Below are 19,891 nucleotides of genomic sequence, written 5' to 3' on the forward strand. Positions count from 1 at the left end.
GATAAAGTCACTGGGAAAGAGGCCTTTTCATAAGGCAGGAGGTTGATTTCCGTTTCGCCAGCGACCTTTCCAGGGGCCGTCCGATGAGCACTTCACTTACTTATGTTCGCTCTAGGCTCTCCTCTGTGACGCTCAATCAGGAGTGATGTTGGCTCCTCTCCAATCACCCATGTGCAAAAGTGTCTTTTCCTTATCTTTCATACTAGCTAGCAAGCAATCTAATTAGCTTTTATTTGTATGATTAGAGAAAATTTTATGGCCATTTTATCAATTAGTTTGTATTTTTCTTATATGGGTATATAGAGAATAAGAAAAACGATCCCAAAGGCTAGTACATCTTTGGAATCGTCTCTTAATCAATTATTGTTTTTTATAATATTGCAAAATACCATTATAAATAGATTCTGCAAATAATTTAACGTATTGATCATTTGTCATTTTACTGTTATCCTCTGCATTCGTTAAGAAACCAAGTTCTACTAGAATAGAAGGGATCACCATATTACGAATTACGTAGTATTGCTCTTGCTTGACACCACGATTTTTCATATTTAAATTGTTGACAATTTGATTATTAACATATGTCGCTAAATCAATGTCTTCCTGATACATATCTCCTGTAGATATTGCATAATATGTTTCAGTACCAGACGCTGACGTATTAGCAGCAGAGTTGACATGAACACTTACAAAAATTTCACCATAGTTTGCTTGAGTAAAGTCTACGCGATCTTGTAAGGATGGATACGTATCACCAGTACGTGTCATATAAACTTTTGCACCAGCATTCTCTAGTAATTGTTTCACTTGTGTGCTGACTTTTAATGTAATGTTCTTTTCAGAAGCAGAGCCCTTTACTGTACCTGGATCTTTACCACCATGACCTGGGTCTAGGATGATAATACGATTTTGTAAAGGTTTAGCTGTTTGATTTAATAGTTTCAAATAAGACTTGTGAACATAGCCTGATTGGCCATTATAGGTGATTTCTGCCCAGTAACCATTGATGTTATTAACTTGGACATACTCTCCTTTATTCAGCTTAAATAACACGGCTGATGTAGAGTTACTTTGACTGCGAACATTTAAATTAGCAACCGTTACTCTTCCTAGCACATCACCAGAAGCTGGTGGTGTTGGATCTGGATTTGGATTAGGATTTGGCTTTTCTTCCTCCACAATATCCGTAGTGCTATTCGCTACAATATAACCTGGTAAACCATTTACTTGTGTTAAGTAGTAGCCACCAGTTGTTTTGTAAACGGGAAGCTTTTCGTTCGCTTTAATCGATGAAATTACTTTTGCTGAAGATGTAGGCTTCACATATAAATTGACAGCATTTTTTGTCGTTACTTCTTTTTCGACTGTTCCTAACGCATTACCATCTGCATCTACAAATTCTGCATATTGCTTATAGATGTAGGCATATGCGCCTTTATAAGTAACCTTTAGCCAATTACTTTCAACAGCGTAGACTGATAATTTACCGCCTGTATTGACTTTGCCTACAATGTTCGTGCTTGAAGTAGAATCTTTTGTCTTACGGATGTTTAACCCATCTGTAGTGACCTTCACTAAGCCAATGACTTGTGATGTATCTGGAACTTGTACACCTTTTACAGGAAGCTCTAATCGATATTTTTCACTGTTTGCACGTGCAACGAATAATGAAAATTGAGAACGTGTTACAGTGCTATTCGGTAAATACGTATTACCTGTTCCGTTGGTAATGCCATTATAATAGATTGTATTGATGTATTTCACATATTCATGTGTAATTCCTACATCAGTAAAAGGTGAGTCGATCCCCTCATACTCACTAGTATTTAAATTAAAAGCCTTTGTTAATACATAACTCATTTCTCCACGAGTTAGAGGCTTATTTGGTAAGAATTGACCTTTTATATTTTTGTCGAAAAATCCTAGCTGTACAGCACGTTCTATATAACCTGACATTTCAGTGCCGACTGTAACATCTGAAAAGCTAGATTTATTTACAACTAATGGTTTATTACCAGAGGCAACAACAACCATTTTAGCTGCTTGTCCTCTTGTAACACTATTATTTGGGCCAAAGACTCTCTTACCATTCACATAGTAACCTTGAATTACCCCCAAATTTACTAAATAATTGATTTCTTCATAGGCTGGGTGATTTTTAGTAACATCTTCAAATGTTATATTTGAATTGTTAGCTGCACTGACACTTGCACTATGTATCGTAAACATAGAAGCCGAAATGAATAAGACGCACAAGATAAGACTAATTTTTTTGATGTTCAATGTCTTATTTCCTCCCTTCTTGTTCTCTTAACGTGTCCATTTTAACAAAATTAGCTAAATAAAGCATCATACAATAGAACTGTTAAAATTTAATTTTCCAATTCACATCCTTTCCTACAAAATTATCATAAAAATAGAAGAGTCTGCTATTGCAAACCCTTCTTCCATTATACGCTATTCAAAAGATCATTTCTTGCAATCTATGACACAATTAAAGTGTTAACTTTATGAACTTATTGTTGAATTCTTTCAATAAATACTTTTAATTGTTCGATTTTTAGTAATTCATCAGAACCGAAGCTACCGTCTCCGTCACCATTTGTAATGCCATTTGAAGCTAGAGTAGAAACATATTCATTAGCCCAGCTCTTTTGAGGCACATCACTAAAAGCTACACTTCCACCATTATTTTCAAGACCAAATGCTAGCACTAATACTTTAGCAATTTGTGCACGCGTAATTGGTGAAGACGGGTTGAATTTACCATTTGCATCGCCTTCAAAGATACCTAATTTTGCTACAGCTGCAATAGCACCTGCATGAGCATATGTAGGTTTTACATCTACGAAACTAGTAGTAGTATCAGATGTATCTAAGTTTAAAGCTTTTGCAATTTGTACTGCTACCTCTGCACGAGAAGCATATACGGAAAAGTCAATAGCTGCTTGTTTTACTTCAGCCTGTTGTTGAGCATCAAATGTTGCTACACGTTTAGCACCTACATAACGATCGCCCCAATAATATGGGTCATTAACATTTGAGTAGCTTACACCTTGACCAGTTTGAGAGTGGATCATTTTACCATCACCTATGTATATCCCCACATGTGAAATACCACTACCACTTGTATTGAAAAATACTAAATCGCCAACTTGAAGATCACTCTTGGCAACTGCAGTACCTTGTTGATATTGAGATCCTGACGTACGGTTTAATTGAATGCCTAAGTCTGAAAATACTTTAGAAGTAAAGCCAGAGCAATCAAAACCGCTTGTTGTTGTACCGCCGTATTTATATGGAACACCTAAATATTTAGAAGCTGTATCAGTTAAATCTGCTTTAGACGCTGCTTCAGCAGTATTAATATTAGTAGTTGAAAATAACATAAATGATGCAAAAATCGGTAATAACCATTTCTTATTCATACTTTTGTTATACCCCTCTCAAAACTTTTTTGCCTATACATAGACTATCACAAAAGAGGCGAATGTTATTTTTCAATTGTGTAACGGTTTTAGACAGCAAAAAAACGCTGTAATACCAACGTTTGGTGGTATTTCCAGCGTTAAAAAGGGGATTTTTTTATCGTAATTTGGAACTTTCGTAACATTTCTGTAATATTAGCGATTCTTTGTTACACAACAACTTATTGACTAGAGAACATTTGGACCCAATAGTAATTTCCTTTGCTATCCTGTGCTATTGCAACACCTGTGTTCGTATAGTGCTCTTTTAAAATATTATCTCGATGGCTAGGTGAAGCCATCCATGCCTTAACAGCAATTTCAGGTGTTTTAATATTTCTAGCAATATTCTCTCCAAAACTTGTATAGTTGTAATCAAATAATGTCGCTAAATCCCAAGGTGCCCCATAATATGGGGAAACGTGTTCAAAATAATGGCGATTTACCATGTCCTGTGCTTTGATAATTGCAATTTGTGTCAGTTTCGAATCATAAGCAACAGGTTCTAGCTTATTCTTCTGTCTTTCAACATTTATTAATTCAATCACCTTTTTAGACCACTCAGAAGAAAGGTTTACAGTTGGGATATAATCCTTTGCTAGATAGTCATAGGCTACTTCCAATGCCTTAATTTTTTGTTGAAAAATCATGCTTCGCTCAACAAAAACAGCAAACTGTGCACGTGTTACCAATTGGTCAGGAGCAAAATGCTTAGCATCCACTCCACCAATAATGCCGATATCTGCTAAGGATTCAATATAGTCTTTTGCCCAATGCGTACGCGTAATATCCGCAAACTGGCTATTATTTTTGCCATCTACTTTAATTTGGTAAGCTAGTGCTAGCATTTTTGCCACCTGCATACGCTTTAAAGGCTCTTCTGGATGAAAGGCATCACTTTTTTGAATAACTCCCAGTTTAACAAGCTGGCAAATTTCCTTGTAATATGGATGAGTTGTAGGAACATCCTTGAATTTTACAGGGTTCTCAATGTCAATGTTTGTTTGAAGAGAGCGAGCAATGGCAGCAGCAGCCTCTGCCCTTGTAATAGCTTGCTCTGGCTTAAAAGTGTTGTCGTTGTATGTAGTCATATATTGTTTTGTGAGCATATGTTGAATCGAGGCATTTGCCCAGTATGAATTTGTCACATCTACTGCCTTAGCAGACGCTGCTTCTACTTGACTAAAACCAGTTAAACTTCCTACGGTTGCAGCTATTGAAAGTACCATTATACTCAATAATTTTTTCAACAGGGCGACCTCCTCACGTTGGCAAAATGAAAATGTATCAAATGGTACCTCCCCAGTCAAAGCGACCATTTATACTATAAGATACGAATTTCAGATGATATAGTTTCACTTTTTTGGAAATTAATATTAGGATTCATTTTTTCTTACTTATAAAAGGAGTTTTCCCGTTATATTGATTGGGAAAACTCCTTTTTTATCATACTATTGAATCATTTTAAGATAGTCTTCTAGAATGCGGTAATTATACACTAAGCCCTGTTGCTCAATTGACAAATTACTATAATCTTTTTGAGCAGCTAACACTTTTTTCTCGAATGAGGAGCTGTCTGGATCAATATTTCCAATCGCTTGAACAACTTTGAGAACGGCAGCCACATCTTTTTCTGCCTGCTTTAAGACATCCTCATTAATGACCTGTCCTTTAATTTTAGAGTCCAATGCCTTATAGGCAGCAACGGCATTCGCCACATCTTCAATATACGTTGAAGAGCTTGGAGACAGTCCCGCTATGATCTCCACAACCTTCTTCACATCAGCTAAACTTTTCTCTGCTTCGAGTAAAAGAGCATAATTGGAGATACGTTGTTTATCTGTCGTATTCAAACTATCATATTCTTTACGCGCCGCTTCCACCATGCCAAAGTAATATTTATCCTTTGGATTCAATTTAGCAATATTATTATAAACCTTTATAACATTATCTAGCGAAAGCAATAGCTGGTCGTTATAAACATAGCGACGTTGATCCGCATTGAGCTTATCATAGGCTTTTAAAATCTTTTGGTATTGGCTATTCATATCTTTTGCCGTTAGCAATCGGTCTATATCTTCTACAATACTCATTACAGGCTTTATTAGCTTTTCCTGATCTTGTAGCACTTTATAATTTTGAACAGCCCTTTGCTGATCCTTTGGTAAAGCATTGTAAGCAGCACGGATTTCTTGAATACGTTTCACATATTGCTTTGGATCAACGGATGGTAATTCATCAATCATTTGCATGACATTACCAGCCCCTAAAATACTAGACTCCGCTGCTTGCAATAAGTAGTAGTTTGTCACATATTGCTTCATATCGTCAGGTAGTGCATCGTAAAGTGAGCGTGCTCGTGATGTATCTTGAAGGAATGTGTTACTTGAAGATTTAAGTTTACTAATCAATTCCATCACATTAGAGACAGGCTCAAATTTCAAGAGAATATTAATATTATCGATGTATTTTTTTTGATCTTTCGATAATTTATCATACGCTTTACGTGCTGAGTTTACCTTACTAACAAAGCTTGTTGATTCTGGATCTAGTTCATTAATTTGAACCATCACACTTAAAATTGGTTTCACTGCTTTTTCACGTGTTGTTAAATCTTTAATATTCGTCACTAATTTCTTTTGGTCCGATGACAGCTTATCGTATGCTACACGCGCATTCATCAGCTTCGTTAAATAGTCAGCATCTTGCACTTCTGTTAATTTAATTAGCTCGACTACACTCTGTGCTAATCCCTGTTCATTCTCTGCTGCTACCAGTGCATCATAGTTTACGATCGCTTGCTGCTTCTCTGCTGGCAAGGCATCATAAAGCTCACGCGCTGTTTTCATATCTTGATAGAAAGTTTTACTTGTTGGCTTTAACGACGCAATGAGACCAATCAAGGAAGCAACATCCTCTACAGCAGTGAGATTMGCATAGTTTGTCACTCGCTTTTGGGAAACTTGATCAAGTGCATTATAGGCTTTACGTGCATCAAGAACCTTTTTTGTATAATCCTTATTTGTTGGGTTTAAGGCATCGATCATTTGAATCACCTTGATTACTGCCTTATTATCCTTTTCATAGGAGCTTAACATTTTGGCTTGCTCCACTAGCTTCTGTGCGTTCTTATCCATTGCTTTATATTCTAATGTAAGTTCTGCTACCTTTTTGACAAATGTGTCAGGGCCTTCATTTGCTAAGGCTATAATACGGTCATCAAATGCTTTAGCCGTATTGATATAGCCTTGTGCGTTTGTTAGGTGTACATAATTGATGACCTCGTCTTGAAGTTTTGGCTCTATATTATTTAATGCGTTATAAGCACCCGTTGCCTTTTGCACATCATCTTTATAGGTCTTTTTTGAAGTATTTAAAGCATCAATTTGAACAATAACATCTATAACAGGTACTTTTTTACTCAAGCCCTTATAATTTAAAACAAACTCCTGATTAGCATTATCTAGTTTGGAGTAAGCCGTATAAGCTGATTTTGCTTTAGAAATATAGCTTTTAGAGGAAGGATCCAATTTTTCAAATTGAGAGATGACATTAACAACCGATTTATAGGATTTCTCTAAATCTGTTAACACTTTAATATTTGTCACGCGCTTTTTAGCAGTTGCTGATAACGCATCATAATTTGCTCGTGCAGCCAATATTTTTTCAACCGCTATATTTTTATCTAGCAGACCAATTTCCTTTATAACGGCCTGTACCGCTTCTTCCTCTTTAACCAAAGCCTCTACTTTGTTTTGCAGCTGTGTTTTCAAATTAGTAAGAGCTGTTTCATATCCTTGCAATGTCGTATCTAATTTCTCCACTGTCTCTTTCAACTTGCTAAGCTGTGTGCCATAGTCAGCTGTAGGCTTTAATGTACTAATTGTTTTCGATGCTTCTGCGTATTTTTGAAACAGCGTTAGCTTTGTCGCTCCCTGCACCAGAATTTGATCATTAACACTCAACTTATTAAAGGCAGTCCATGCAGATAAAGTTTTACTTTCAAATGTTTTGGCGGCTGGATCTAAGCTATCAATTAACTTATCTACCTTTAATGTTGCACTTAACTTTTTCTCCCACGTTGTTAACTCTGCTAAATTATTGACGATTTTTTTAACATTTGCTGGGTTAATATCTGTTCCCAGAGGCGTATTATAGGCTTCACGTGCAGATTTAATAGCAGAAACTTTATTTTCTGCATCTTTTATAGCATTGATCAGTTCCTCAATCTTTTCTGCAGATTTAATATTTGCATCCGCAGTTTCTAAGTCTACTCCGTTTTTTACATACCCTTTTATTTTATCTAAATTATCATACAATGCTTTCAATGTAGTGACAGAAGCACGATAAGCCTTATCACTTGAAATTCGTAGGGATGAGATTCGCTTGGAAACATCTGCCGCTTGTATAAATGGTTTAAATTCATCATAGTTTGACACTAAATTTTTCTGGGTTGCATCTAGGCTATTATAGGATTTTTCAATAGCAGCTACAGCACTAATAAAACTTGTTGCTGATGAGAAATCAGTAGGTTGTTTCGTTATTAGCTGAGCAATACTTGAAGAAACTTTATCCGCTGCTGATAGGCCTGTTAAAGCATCTTTATATTTTTTAAAAGGTGTTAATGCTTCATTTTTCGGATTATAGGCCTCAACTACTTTCTTTTGATCTGCTGTTAGTGAATTATAGGTAGTTGTAAAGTTATTTATTGCAGTAGGATTTTGTAAATCTAAATCGTCTAATTGATCTGTAGCAGATTTCGCTGCTTTTGAGTCACTAATCAATTTATTCAGTTTGTCGATATCTGCTCCTTTGCCTTTAAAGTAAGCATTACGGTCAGACTTTTCATAATCATATTGTAAAACTGTACTCCTCATGGTAGAAGCTACACTATTTGCATTAATAAGTGCTTCCTCAAGGGAATTTTTAAATTGAAGTTGTACGTATAAATAAGACGGCGCTTTTGGTTCTTCTTCATTCCCTAAAAATAGATCATAGTCATCTTTTGCACTTTTAACATCTTCAAAGAATGTTTTACTTAAATATGATATTTCTCCAATTCTAGTACCAATTTCTTTAAGCCTCGTTAATAGCTTACGTTGTTCTACTACATAATCATACTTCGCTTGTATAATAGCCTTCTCTTCCGGAAAAAAATCAGCTGATTTTTGTACAACTATTATATCCCCTTTTGCTAACGACATCTCATCTCCCGTAGAGTTCTCCGACAACTTACCAAATTGAGCAATAAGCTGTTCTCTTGTCGTTGCAGCTGCTACCTCATTCGTATAGGCAACCTGCTCTGATTGTGTTGTAACGCGAGATTGGGCATCATTTTCTTGTGCATTTGCTATAGCTGTAGGTGCTAATAATAGACTTGTTAAGACACCTGCTGTCAATTTTCGATTCAATCGAACCACCCTTTCATAGTTTATCTATAGTAAAAATGATTGTGCTCATTTTCATTTAGAAATCATGACTTTAGTATCGGTGTAAATCAAATGTTTTCAAGCCTTTCTACTACATTTACAAATTTTTGAGCATGAAAAGAATTTTTTCTAAATTACTAGCTAGAAAAACAGGAAGTTATTTCAATTATACTATACAATAGATTTATGTAGATTCAGCAAAAGGTTTGAACATTTACTGAATTAAGAAAAAGTCTTCGGGAGTTGTCACTGATTTTCGACAAGCACGAAAAAAATCAGGACATAGTATGCCGAGACGTAATGGATGTGGGTTCTTCACCAATTGACATATAATAACGAATTATGCTTTTTTTAATGAATTTATTGGAAAAAAACAGCTATTTTCATATGTCATAATATCTTTACAAGGTGTATACTACAACTTTGATATCCTATTTTGGAAGAAAGGACGCTGTTTATGTTTTACCATTATAAGTTCTGGCATAGCTTAAAAAATCCTACCTACTTTACTAGCATCGTAGAGGAAGGCGAGGTCATCGGATATAAAAAACGAGTCCTAACGGTGTTCATTCTTTTCATCCTGTTGTTTGCTGCTCGCGAATATTGGGGAATGGGGACAGAAAATTTAACGTCCTTATTCGCAATGGATTTACAAAATGAATACTATGTAGCACGTATCCTTTCGATGCTTGGTGCCGTTTTATGGGGAATCGTCTATTTTTGCTTCCATTATTATGGTGTTACCTATCTTTTACATCTATTAACGGACATTCCTTATACTTGGATAAAAAAAGTCCAGCTTTATGTTGTAGCCTTTCTATTAATTGAAAAAGCAATCCTCTTTGCTGTTTTCTATGCTGTAGGCTATACAACCATGTTTTCTTTCTTCTCCTTAGCTCCTGCTGCCTTACAGGTGATTGAAACAGATTTCGTATTATTTACCCTCAATCAATTGACGGTAACAACTGTTTTAATCATTATTGTACAGTACCTCTTCCTATCAAAATGGGAGGAAGAGGCTAGTAGAAAAATGTTAGTAGTCAAATTGATTGGTGTACAGCTATTTATGGCCATATTTGTTGGTTTGATTAGTGTACTACCAATTAAAGAATGGATTGCTAGGGGGTTAGGATGATGGCATTTATCAAAACAAGACCATGGACAACTACGACCATCGTGTTAGCAATGCTAGTAATCGGTATCAATGCTTATTTCGTATTCAAAGATGATAGCAGCGTGACACGATCCTACTTTATCGACGAATTTCAAAAGGCTCACATCGGAACAAATAAAGAACGTGTTAACAAGGAAACGATTGTAGCACCTGCTGAAATATATACTATTACCGCTGATGCAACAAGCTTATCAGCAGTAAATGTAAAGCGTGGCCAGAAAGTCATGATGAATGATTTACTTGCTACCTATCAAACGGATGAAGTGGACGAGGAGCTAACAAAGCTTGAATCGGAACGTACAGCCTATGAAACTGAATTAAGCGATTTACAGGATGCACTTGATCAAATTGAGGATGAATACGGCGATGGCTCTGATCCAAAAAGCTCGATTAATACAGATCAAATGAATGATAAGCTTTCTGTTACGCTAAAATTAGAGCTTGCTCAGCAAAATTCACCATCAACAGCAGTTGCCCTGTTAAATCGACATATTGCTGAAACCAATCGTCAAATTGCGCTAATTGAGGCACAGATTACACAAATACAGTCCCGTCAAGGTATTGTCAGTCCAATCGATGGTGTTGTGTCAGCGATTAAAGAAGATGCAGGTGCACTGACGTTTGAAATCTATTCAAATGAAAAAGCTATGTATGCTTATTTATCCGAAAGAGAATGGCAAAAGGTTGAAGAAGGCCAAACTGTTGATTTTAAGGTGAAGCATGTCAAAGATGCATTATCTGGCGTCGTATTAGAAAAACAAATGATTGCGACTGATGATGATACATTTTGGGCAAATGAACTAGCCAAAACAGCAGCATTGCCACAACCAACAAATTATGAAGTCAAACTACAACAAGACGCTCCTTTAGAGGACATCCCATTTTCAACAACGGGCAAGGCCTCTATTATTGTCAATGAAGCGTTCGATTCCTATAAAGTTGATAAATCGTGGCTAGCAACGACTAAAAAGGGCAATAAAAAGCTGTATATTATCAATAAGGATGGCAAAATTCAGCTGATCGATATCAATGTACAATTTAATACTGCTAAGTCAGCTATTTTTATGGACTATATAGATGAAGGAACGCCAATGCTCACTAATGAGAAACGTAATATTGAAGCCTATACCTTCAGAACATTACCCGTTGAAAAAATACAATGGAACCACTTTAAAGATTTAACGTGGAAACAATATGTGAAATACATCGTTTTCTAATCTAAATCCGCTTCGCCTTTTTTTGGGGCTAGGCGGATTTTTTATTATTAAAAACAAAATTAAAGATCTTTTTGGAAAAGCGAGCAAGGGATTGATTTCCGTTCCGCCAGCGTCCTTTCCAGGGGGCGTCCGATGAGCCGCTTCACTCACTACGTTCGCTCCAGGGTCTCATCTGTGACGCTATGAACTGCACCCAAAATATTGGACTTAAAAAATCTAATATAGGGGGTGCAGTTAGTGATTTCTGATGAACAAAAGTTAGCCGCAGTTCTAGCTTACATTGAAGAAAAGGAAAGTACGTATCAGATTGCCAATAGATTACAGAGGGATCGACAGTACGTTCGATTATGGATTGAATTATATCGATACCATGGCATTGAAGGAATTATTCGTCCTCAAGGGTTCACGAATTACGAAGATTCTTTTAAAATAAAAGTAATTCAACACCTGATAGAGACGGGCGATTCGCTCCTTCAGACTGCTGCGAAGTTTAATATTCCTTCTCGTGAAACCATTCGGAGATGGAAAAAACAGTGGATGTCCAAGGCTGGAAAGGTGCTCTATCAAATAGAAAAGGAGCACCAATCAATGCCAAAAAAACAACCACCTTCGTCTGATTTAAATGAAAAAACAACGGAAGAGTTAAAAGCGGAAATTGAGTATTTACGGATGGAAAATGCCTATTTAAAAAAGTTGAAAGCCTTAGTTCAAGAAAAGGAAGCATTCAAACCGAAGAAAAAATGAGAGCTGTGTATGAGCTAAGGCTGGAATTTCCACTTCAAGCTCTATTAAAAGTGGCAAAAATCAAGAAAAGTACGTATTATTATCATCTTCAAAAATGGGTAAAACCAGATAAATATCAGGCGATCAAAGAACGAATCCAGACACTTTTTCATCACCATAAGGGGCGTTATGGCTATCGTCGTATTTGTCTTGCCCTCCGAAATGAAGGTTTTTTCATCAACCATAAAACGGTACAACGATTGATGCAAGAATTGGGCTTAAAAGGGACGGTACGCCCTAAAAAATACCGTTCGTATAAAGGGACAGTCGGCTATGTCGCAGAGAATGTCATCCAACGTGATTTTGAAGCCACTGCATCCAATCAGAAATGGGTAACCGATGTCACAGAGTTTAAAATAAACGGTCAAAAAATCTATGTATCGGCTGTATTAGATTTATTCAATCGAGAAATCGTTGGATATGAGGTATCAAAATCACCTAATTTTGAGTTAGTTCAACAGTCTTTTAAAAAGGCGTTTACGTATACAAAGTTATCGAAAAAGAGTGGCTTAATCATTCATTCTGATCAAGGATGGTTATATCAAATACCCCGTTTTAAAGCGTTATTGACAACGCATGAAATCAAGCAAAGTATGTCACGGAAAGGAAATTGTTTAGATAATGCCGTAATAGAAAGCTTTTTTGGTATTCTGAAATCAGAATTTCTGTACACAACTACGTTTAAAAACTATGTAGAATTTACAAAAGCATTAGCAGATTATATTTACTATTACAATCATGAGCGGATTAAAAGAAAACTCAACGGAAAAAGTCCCGTTGAGTATCGAAAAGCTTCGTAAAAAAGTTTATATTTTTGGGGTCAGATCACTAATCCCCTAGGAGTTACGCTGGCTCCACTCCAATCAACCATTCTGCAAAAAAGTGGCATTTACTTATCTTTCCTACTAGCCGTAGCAATCAAAATAAAATGAGTAGTGTACACCTTCACATTATTTAAAAACCTTTGCTAAATTGTACGTTGGAGTGGAATGCTACTTGACTCAGTGTGATAGCAAGACTGGCAAGACCCTGCACGAAGGCTCGAAGCTCGCCCACAATGAAGCAAGTAGCCCTGGAACGGAAATCAACTCTCGCTTTAACGCAAACATTCCTTTTTAAACAACACAAAAAATCCTCTGTAGAAGCTACAGAGGATTCATGTTTATTTTAAAGATAAGCATCTATTTAAGAAGCTTGCGAATTGAGCACGCGTAATTTGTGCGTCAGGTCTAAACGTATTATCTGGGAAGCCTCCTGTTAAATCATTCGCCACAAGCGCTTGGATATTGCTGTACGCCCAGTGTGTTGATTTAATATCTGTGAAGTTTACCTTGCTTGTACCAGTTAATTTGTACGCTCTTGTTAAAATCGCTGCCATTTCTGCACGTGAAAGCTGTCCGTTTGGATTAAACTTCCCTGCCTCTTGCCCTTTAATAATGCCAGCCTGCTCAACTGCGGCAATGGCACTGTATGCATAATGGCTCTTACTCACATCTTTAAAGCTAGAATCCTTCGTTGTAGTTAGATTTAAAGCTCTGGCAATGATCGTAGCTGCCTCAGCACGTGTAATGGATGCCTCTGGTTTGAACGTTCCATTTGAGTATCCTTTAATAAGGGATTGCTCGTATAGACTTTGAATTTCGGAAAATGCCCAATGTCCTTTTGTTACATCTGTATAAACTAATTCCTCATGATTATCTTTATAAACGGCTTGTAATTGATCGAAATACAGCTGTCCTTTCTTCTGAAGAGATGCTGTTGGCTGAGCAACATACAAACGCTCGAATTTCAATGGCTGTGGTAAGTCACTCGGAATATTCGCCGTCACGTACTTCCAACCACTCCAGTCTAAACCACCCTGGCTTGTAAAATCAATTGTATGCTTAGCTCCAGCACCATCAATGACAACACCTCTTAGCCAATGCTTACCAGCATCGCCAAATACCCAAAGACCGATATTTTTAGGCTGCCCTGAAATAGCAATTGGTGTTTTCGCAACCATATAGGCTGCTTTTGTACCTGTACCGCTAGTTGTGAAATCATAGTTTAATTGTAAGCTAGCCGTTCCCTGTCTTGCATACTCTTTAGAGCTTGCTAATGAAGCATTAGCTTTCGCCACTTCTGTTGTCCAAGATGACGTATTATCAAAGCTATCTAGTACAATAGGTTTTTCTGCTAGATCTACTACTTTCACAGCTGTAGACGTACGAATTCCTTCATACTCGCCAATAATTTTTCCTTCACCCTTTTGTGTTGCTGTGAAGGTTGCACCGTCCATTTTGCCGATATTGCCTTCAACTGTCCAGTTCATATTTGCTGGGTTGATGGTCATTGGATTCAAGTATTGATCATAGGCACTTGCAACTTGCATATCTACAGAAGATCCTTTCATTACCTGACCAACACTACTTAACGTAATTGATTTTACTTTCCCTGGTGGCGCTGTATTCACTACCTGTAAAATGGCAGATACACGACGTTCACTACCCTCTGACGGTCTATTCACTAGGTTGGCGAAATAACCTCCTGGGTTACGCGCCACCATTGCTGTAGAGCCGCCTCCATCTAGGTTAATAGCCGAAGAAGCACCCACTGAAATTAAATGAGCAGCTAAATCTGATAAATTAACACCATTACTATGACCACTTATGCGTCCATCAATCGTTACAAGAGATACCTTTGTACCTGTAGCATCTATAGCTACTGCTGTACGTGGACTACGTGTAGAAGCAAACCCTGAATTCGTTGGCATAGAAATATCCACTTTGCCGTTACGCACAAGCATTGGTCCAGCAGCTAAGATGAACTGTGCATCCATCCATTTTTGATCGATTGATAAGCTGACATCCACGCTTGTACCTGCTGTAATGCTACTTAATTCAGCGGCTAACTCTTTATTTTGGACAGAGATAACAAAGCCATCTGCTGGTACAGAAGAGTTACCTTCTGCTCCGTAAGCTGTTACATGAGATACTGTACCTGAGAACTGATCACCAAAATGCAAGGTACTTGTATCTTGGCTAGCGCCCGACACAACGAGTTCTACCCCCCATGTATTTGTCCCTGTTGATTTTTTTTCAGGTGTATATAAAACGTTTTTATTTGTTCCTCGTTCACTATTAATAAGATCAATAGGATAGCTTTTGCCATTCACTTGGAAAGTTAGATTCGTAGAATAATAATCTGCAATAGCTTTCCCTGATTTTGATAAACCAAATGCAACTGGCTTTTGTGTTGGGCTATCATATGTATCCCCCAAAATACCATAGTTCACAATTTCATTGTTTTCTGCTAACAAGTTCGCAGGCATACCATTTCCTAAAAAGTAAGAGGCATTGACAGCCCCAACCACACGATGCCCATCATATGTGTTTTGCTTGGCCATCGCTGATGTTGTTTTTAATGAATTAATAGGATTTGGCATACCTATTTCTAGTTTTGTATATGTATTATTTAAATTGACATCTAAAACATTTACAAACTGACGTATCGAACCTGACGTATAGTTTTGCTGTGAATGTATTACCTGTGGTGAAACTTCTGTTTTAACTTCACTGACTTTATTGCCTAAACCAGCAGCTTGTCCATTGATGGGGCTAACTGTTAGTGTAAGCATGAAAAGGACTACAATAATCGTTATTAGTTTTCTTGCCATTTTTCACTCCGAATTAATTCAAAGTATGGCACGTACCATGTCACGTGACCCGTGCCAGTGACTTTTTTATTTTGTTTCTACATAGATTGCTACTGGAAGGTTGACACCACCAGCATGCATTAGTTCTAATTCAATCGTATCTTTTGAACCCTTCATTTTGAAATCTGGTAATTCAACATACTCTGCCCCTACTCTTAAAGAAGGCACTAAATACACTTTGCCATTCACCTTAATCGCTCCGCTGTATAATCCTCCTCGACCAGCTAACTTCAGCTTAATCGTTTTTGTAGAGCCTGTTGGATTGACAACAGGAATGGATACTTTATAGTTCATACCGAAGTGACCTGGGTTTCCTACAGCACCATTGATTTGAGAAAATGAATTTTCAGCTGTTTGTAAATGGTCTGTACGGCCATTGGAAATGTTATAGCCTACCTCTGGAGTATCTACTGTATAGGCTGGTAGCTCTGCTAGAATGGTAGCACTTGGCCACGCACCCCTTGGATGCTTCGCATACTCATCCACGGCAACCTGTTCTGATTGGATTGTTGTTAAATCTGTATTATCTTTTGAAAGCACAGTACGAATCGTATACTCTGGCTTTCCACCATTGACTGCTTGAATATCTAAATCATGTAAAAAGCCGATAATATAATCATAGTGTAAATCGTATGTTTCAATGATCTTTGTTTCCCCTGGTGCAATGACAATACCACTACTTTCTGATTTTTGAAGCTTGTTATTTAAAGTAGCGTCCGCAATTGACAAACCTAGGTCATGACCTACCCAGCTATTACCCGTTTTTTGGCTAATGCCCTTCGAGTCAGTCACTTTAATGCTCTCTGTCGTAGACTTGTTTTGAACGGTAATGCCAAGAGTGACATCCGTACCTAATGTGTTGTAATGCCAGCCAAAAACACGATGCTTATTCGTTGCCGCAGTTGGTTTGACATCATATTGGGCAAGCGTCGCATTATTCATTGGCACAAGCTTACGTGTTAACGTTTCGGGATTATCACTAATAAATAAATCACGATCCCCCTCTAAACGAGCAGAAGGAACAGCCTCTGGTGATGACGTCGTGCCATATGATTTATCTAGGAAGGGGCTTGTAAACATATAACGGTAAACATAAATATACATTTCTTTTTTCTCTGTGATATAGCGTAAATTTCCGCCTAATGCATCCACAAGAAACTTGGTAGGAATATACATTTTGCCTTTTTGTATAAATGGCTTTTCGATCATTGTCACTGCTTCATTGTTAACCAAAGCCTGATTGCTGTTATCATTAAAAATAAAGCTCATCCCACCAATTAACAATTCAAAGGAACCATCAGGTTGCCAAGTACCAGATGAATCATCTAAATAATCATAAATATAGCTAGCAGGTAAATAGGTTCTTCCATCTTTTGAAACAATCGGATCTTTCATGACAATACGTTTGTTATTGATATGTAAGATATATGGATCTTCCTGCGGTGGTGCTGTTGTTTCATCTGATAATGTAATATCTACCGATTGGGTAGCCTCATCCCAATTAACAATACCATCAAAGTTTTCGCTGACGAAACGTAATGGCATATAAGTACGATCCTTATACATAAATGGCGCAACATCCATTGCAACCTCTTCTCCGTCTATTAAAGCAGTCATCGAATCGATCGTTAAATCAACCATCTTACCATTGCGAATCGCCGATGCAGTCAATGTTTCCTTATCCCAATCCACACTTGCGCCAACCGCTTCATATAATGCACGCATTGGTAATAATAAGAAATCCGATTTATTTAAAATAGGATCATTAACTTGAATCGTCTCTCCATTAATCGTAATCGAAACATTGTTTTTTATCTGAATTCCATTGTTACTAGTCGCTAATGCAGACGCTTGTCCTGGCAAAATCGTAGCCAACGCAACTGCTGATACAATACATGTAGTCCTAAGTTTCTTAAACATCTTAATCTCCTTTTTCCTCTTACAATAGTCTTTATCATCTTAACACGAAAAACCCCTAAAATGTGGGATTTATATCGAAAAGAGTAGAATTCGGTACTAGAGTGCTAGCCTTTCTCCTTCGAAAGCTTCATATAATGTAAAAGATTTTTCCAATTTGCACGATCATTTTCTATAAAACTTCTTTTGGTTGCTTTCACACTATTAGTACATCAAACTTCTCTATAAGGTAGACTAGTAATAGCCTCAAAAAGTTACATAATTATCAATTTCTTTTTGAGAAATTGAACGATTGAGTCGCATTATTGGGGTAAACTATATGAATAATGTATTATGCTAGAAATAACAATCTATCTAAAAGAGTATTAGATGTGTCACACGATAAGTTGCACACCGACGCTTACCTGCTAAACTAAGGCGTTTTAAGACAATCCGTTCAACGTTTAAGCCAGCGTCCTCAAAATTCATTCTTTAGGAGTTTGCTTATGTCATTCCCTTCAATAAAATGGCATTTAAATTCCTCTATAAGTAATTGCTTTATCACTAAAAGAGCCTAGATATTTAGGATTACAGTTTAGTTGTTCTTTTTCTTTTTTAGTAAATAATATTTTGTCGCTTATCCCCATTATCTTTTTCTCATTTTAAACAAAAGTACCCTATAAGATAGATTTTCTCAAAGTTTCTATCTTATAGGGTATAGTATAGTCGTTATACAGACTCAATCATAACCAAATCCGGAGTAAATATGTTGCTGGAGGATGTCCGCTCCCCATTCACCTAATAAAAACTAAAATACCACGTATCCGATGGGTGCCAAGCAATCCCCAATATTCCTCAGTTCCTCTAACACAAATACAGAGAGATAAAAAATAAACCGTTTTGTCCAACCAACTATATCTTGAGCTTGCATATATATAAATCATTGTTTTTTACGTTAACCAGTTAGTTTGTCGGGATTTTCCACTAAGAAATATAGTTTACCTAATGTATTATCTGCTTGCTGAAACATCCACTTTTTCTCGTCTTCCATGATAAGTTTCCATAATAATTGACCATAGAAGAATGCTGATGTTTGTTTATCTTGTATCAGTTCATAAATAGGATAGAACACACTGCCCTTCCAATGCTTTGGAGGTAAGTAACTCGAATTAAAAACTTCCTCATTCTCAATTATAGTTGCTAAGTGGTAAATGATTTGGTCCAACTTTCCCTTATCCATTTTGTCATAGTAAAACAGGAACTTATCATAATGGGGTACTTTTGCCATTCTCTTTCCTTCAATTGAATACAACATAAGAATTCCTCCATTAACACGTAATTGGTAATACTTGCAATTTAAAGATAACATAGTTATTATAATATGTAAACAGATGTGATTACATATTGAAGGAGTGTTTAAGATAATTATTGAAAAAAATGTTTGGATACTACGACCTATGCCACATAGCATTAACAGAATGAAACAATTCTTGGATGATGGATTCATTGCAATTGGTTATCCAGCAGGAAAGTCGTTTACAGGGAAAAGCTATGATGAATTAAAGGGTATATTAGACCAAGAAGATTGGTCTGAAGGAATTGGAAATGTTAATTTGTTTGTATTAATGATGAATGTTGGAGATTATGTCATTGTTCCTGATGATAATAAAAAGGATGTATATATTGGAGAAATCACTAGTGATTATTATCATGAACCAGCTGTCGATAAGCCAAATGATGGATTCTATCCCCATCAACGAAAAGTAACATGGTTCTTTGATAAGAAGCCACTATTGAGAAGTCAATTACCTGAAGAACTCAGAGGCTCATTGAGATATCCAGGAACCATTGCTAATATCACAAAACATCGTTCCATTGTTGAAGGCCTTATAAATAATGAATCCAATACCAAGAATGAGGAAAACAGCAATCCCATTCTAGATAAAGCCATACATGTATTGGAGGTATTACTAGACGATCATAATACAGAAATTCGCCTTAAAGCCGCAGAAGCACTTACTAGGTATTATTCAGAAAAAAAATAGACCCATAATCCAAATAGACAACTGAAGGAGAATACTAATAAAAAAAGCGAGTATTGTCCATCTAGTGCTTAGTATTTCTTCTTTTCTGAGCGTGAGCCATAAATATCATTTTCGTTAGCTGACAAACTTACTCTGTTAGTACTTCAATTTGACTTGTAGACTTTTTATTTTGTTCTTTTGTCAAAG

At 36.7% G+C, this 19,891-nt stretch carries 12 protein-coding genes; 5 read left to right on the forward strand and 7 right to left on the reverse strand.

Annotated features, from left to right (window positions below; translation table 11 throughout):
• Positions 1-360 precede the first annotated feature (360 nt).
• The 4 genes from ACHZEU_RS10525 to ACHZEU_RS10540 all read right to left on the reverse strand — a co-directional run bounded on the left by ACHZEU_RS10525 (position 361) and on the right by ACHZEU_RS10540 (position 8,878).
• Positions 361-2,283, reverse strand: coding sequence for an N-acetylmuramoyl-L-alanine amidase (locus ACHZEU_RS10525; protein ID WP_279493928.1), 1,923 nt, complete (start codon positions 2,281-2,283; stop codon positions 361-363).
• A 233-nt stretch (positions 2,284-2,516) separates the two neighbouring features.
• Entirely contained in the window at positions 2,517-3,428 is a 912-nt protein-coding gene (locus ACHZEU_RS10530) for a C40 family peptidase (protein WP_009371892.1), read from the reverse strand.
• 221 nt (positions 3,429-3,649) lie between these two features.
• Complete coding sequence (locus ACHZEU_RS10535) at positions 3,650-4,717, reverse strand: S-layer homology domain-containing protein (RefSeq protein ID WP_279493923.1); 1,068 nt, start codon at positions 4,715-4,717, stop codon at positions 3,650-3,652.
• A 201-nt stretch (positions 4,718-4,918) separates the two neighbouring features.
• Positions 4,919-8,878 carry a cell wall-binding protein gene (locus ACHZEU_RS10540; RefSeq protein ID WP_404804471.1) on the reverse strand — a complete coding sequence of 1,320 codons (3,960 nt, stop codon included), beginning with the start codon at positions 8,876-8,878 and terminating at the stop codon, positions 4,919-4,921.
• Positions 8,879-9,353: 475 nt separating this feature from the next.
• On the opposite strand from ACHZEU_RS10540, the gene ACHZEU_RS10545 reads away from it, so the two are divergent.
• The 4 genes from ACHZEU_RS10545 to ACHZEU_RS10560 all read left to right on the forward strand — a co-directional run bounded on the left by ACHZEU_RS10545 (position 9,354) and on the right by ACHZEU_RS10560 (position 12,870).
• Positions 9,354-10,031 (forward strand): hypothetical protein, encoded by a 678-nt coding sequence (locus tag ACHZEU_RS10545; protein WP_281216935.1) that lies wholly within the window; start codon positions 9,354-9,356, stop codon positions 10,029-10,031.
• Entirely contained in the window at positions 10,031-11,287 is a 1,257-nt protein-coding gene (locus tag ACHZEU_RS10550) for an HlyD family secretion protein (protein WP_404804472.1), read from the forward strand. The genes ACHZEU_RS10545 and ACHZEU_RS10550 overlap by 1 nt, the downstream gene beginning before the upstream one ends.
• Before the next feature lie 237 nt (positions 11,288-11,524).
• Positions 11,525-12,031, forward strand: a complete 507-nt coding sequence (locus ACHZEU_RS10555) for a helix-turn-helix domain-containing protein (RefSeq protein ID WP_066038258.1) — start codon at positions 11,525-11,527, stop codon at positions 12,029-12,031.
• Positions 12,028-12,870, forward strand: coding sequence for an IS3 family transposase (locus tag ACHZEU_RS10560; RefSeq protein WP_066038259.1), 843 nt, complete (start codon positions 12,028-12,030; stop codon positions 12,868-12,870). The genes ACHZEU_RS10555 and ACHZEU_RS10560 overlap by 4 nt, the downstream gene beginning before the upstream one ends.
• Before the next feature lie 362 nt (positions 12,871-13,232).
• Here ACHZEU_RS10560 and ACHZEU_RS10565 read toward each other — a convergent pair whose 3' ends face one another.
• The 3 genes from ACHZEU_RS10565 to ACHZEU_RS10575 form a co-directional block, all read right to left on the reverse strand.
• A complete protein-coding gene (locus ACHZEU_RS10565) occupies positions 13,233-15,725 on the reverse strand; it encodes an S-layer homology domain-containing protein (RefSeq protein ID WP_404804473.1) in 2,493 nt (830 codons plus the stop codon).
• Between the two features lie 66 nt (positions 15,726-15,791).
• A complete protein-coding gene (locus ACHZEU_RS10570; protein WP_404804474.1) occupies positions 15,792-17,684 on the reverse strand; it encodes a stalk domain-containing protein in 1,893 nt (630 codons plus the stop codon).
• A gap of 931 nt (positions 17,685-18,615) precedes the next feature.
• A complete protein-coding gene (locus ACHZEU_RS10575) occupies positions 18,616-18,975 on the reverse strand; it encodes a hypothetical protein (RefSeq protein ID WP_279493908.1) in 360 nt (119 codons plus the stop codon).
• 163 nt (positions 18,976-19,138) lie between these two features.
• Between ACHZEU_RS10575 and ACHZEU_RS10580 the strand changes: the two genes are divergently transcribed.
• Complete coding sequence (locus ACHZEU_RS10580; protein ID WP_279493906.1) at positions 19,139-19,705, forward strand: hypothetical protein; 567 nt, start codon at positions 19,139-19,141, stop codon at positions 19,703-19,705.
• Positions 19,706-19,891 lie beyond the last annotated feature (186 nt).

Origin of the sequence: Lysinibacillus sp. S1 (genome assembly GCF_044986265.1) — a bacterium.
Taxonomy (GTDB): Bacteria; Bacillota; Bacilli; order Bacillales_A; family Planococcaceae; genus Lysinibacillus; species Lysinibacillus capsici.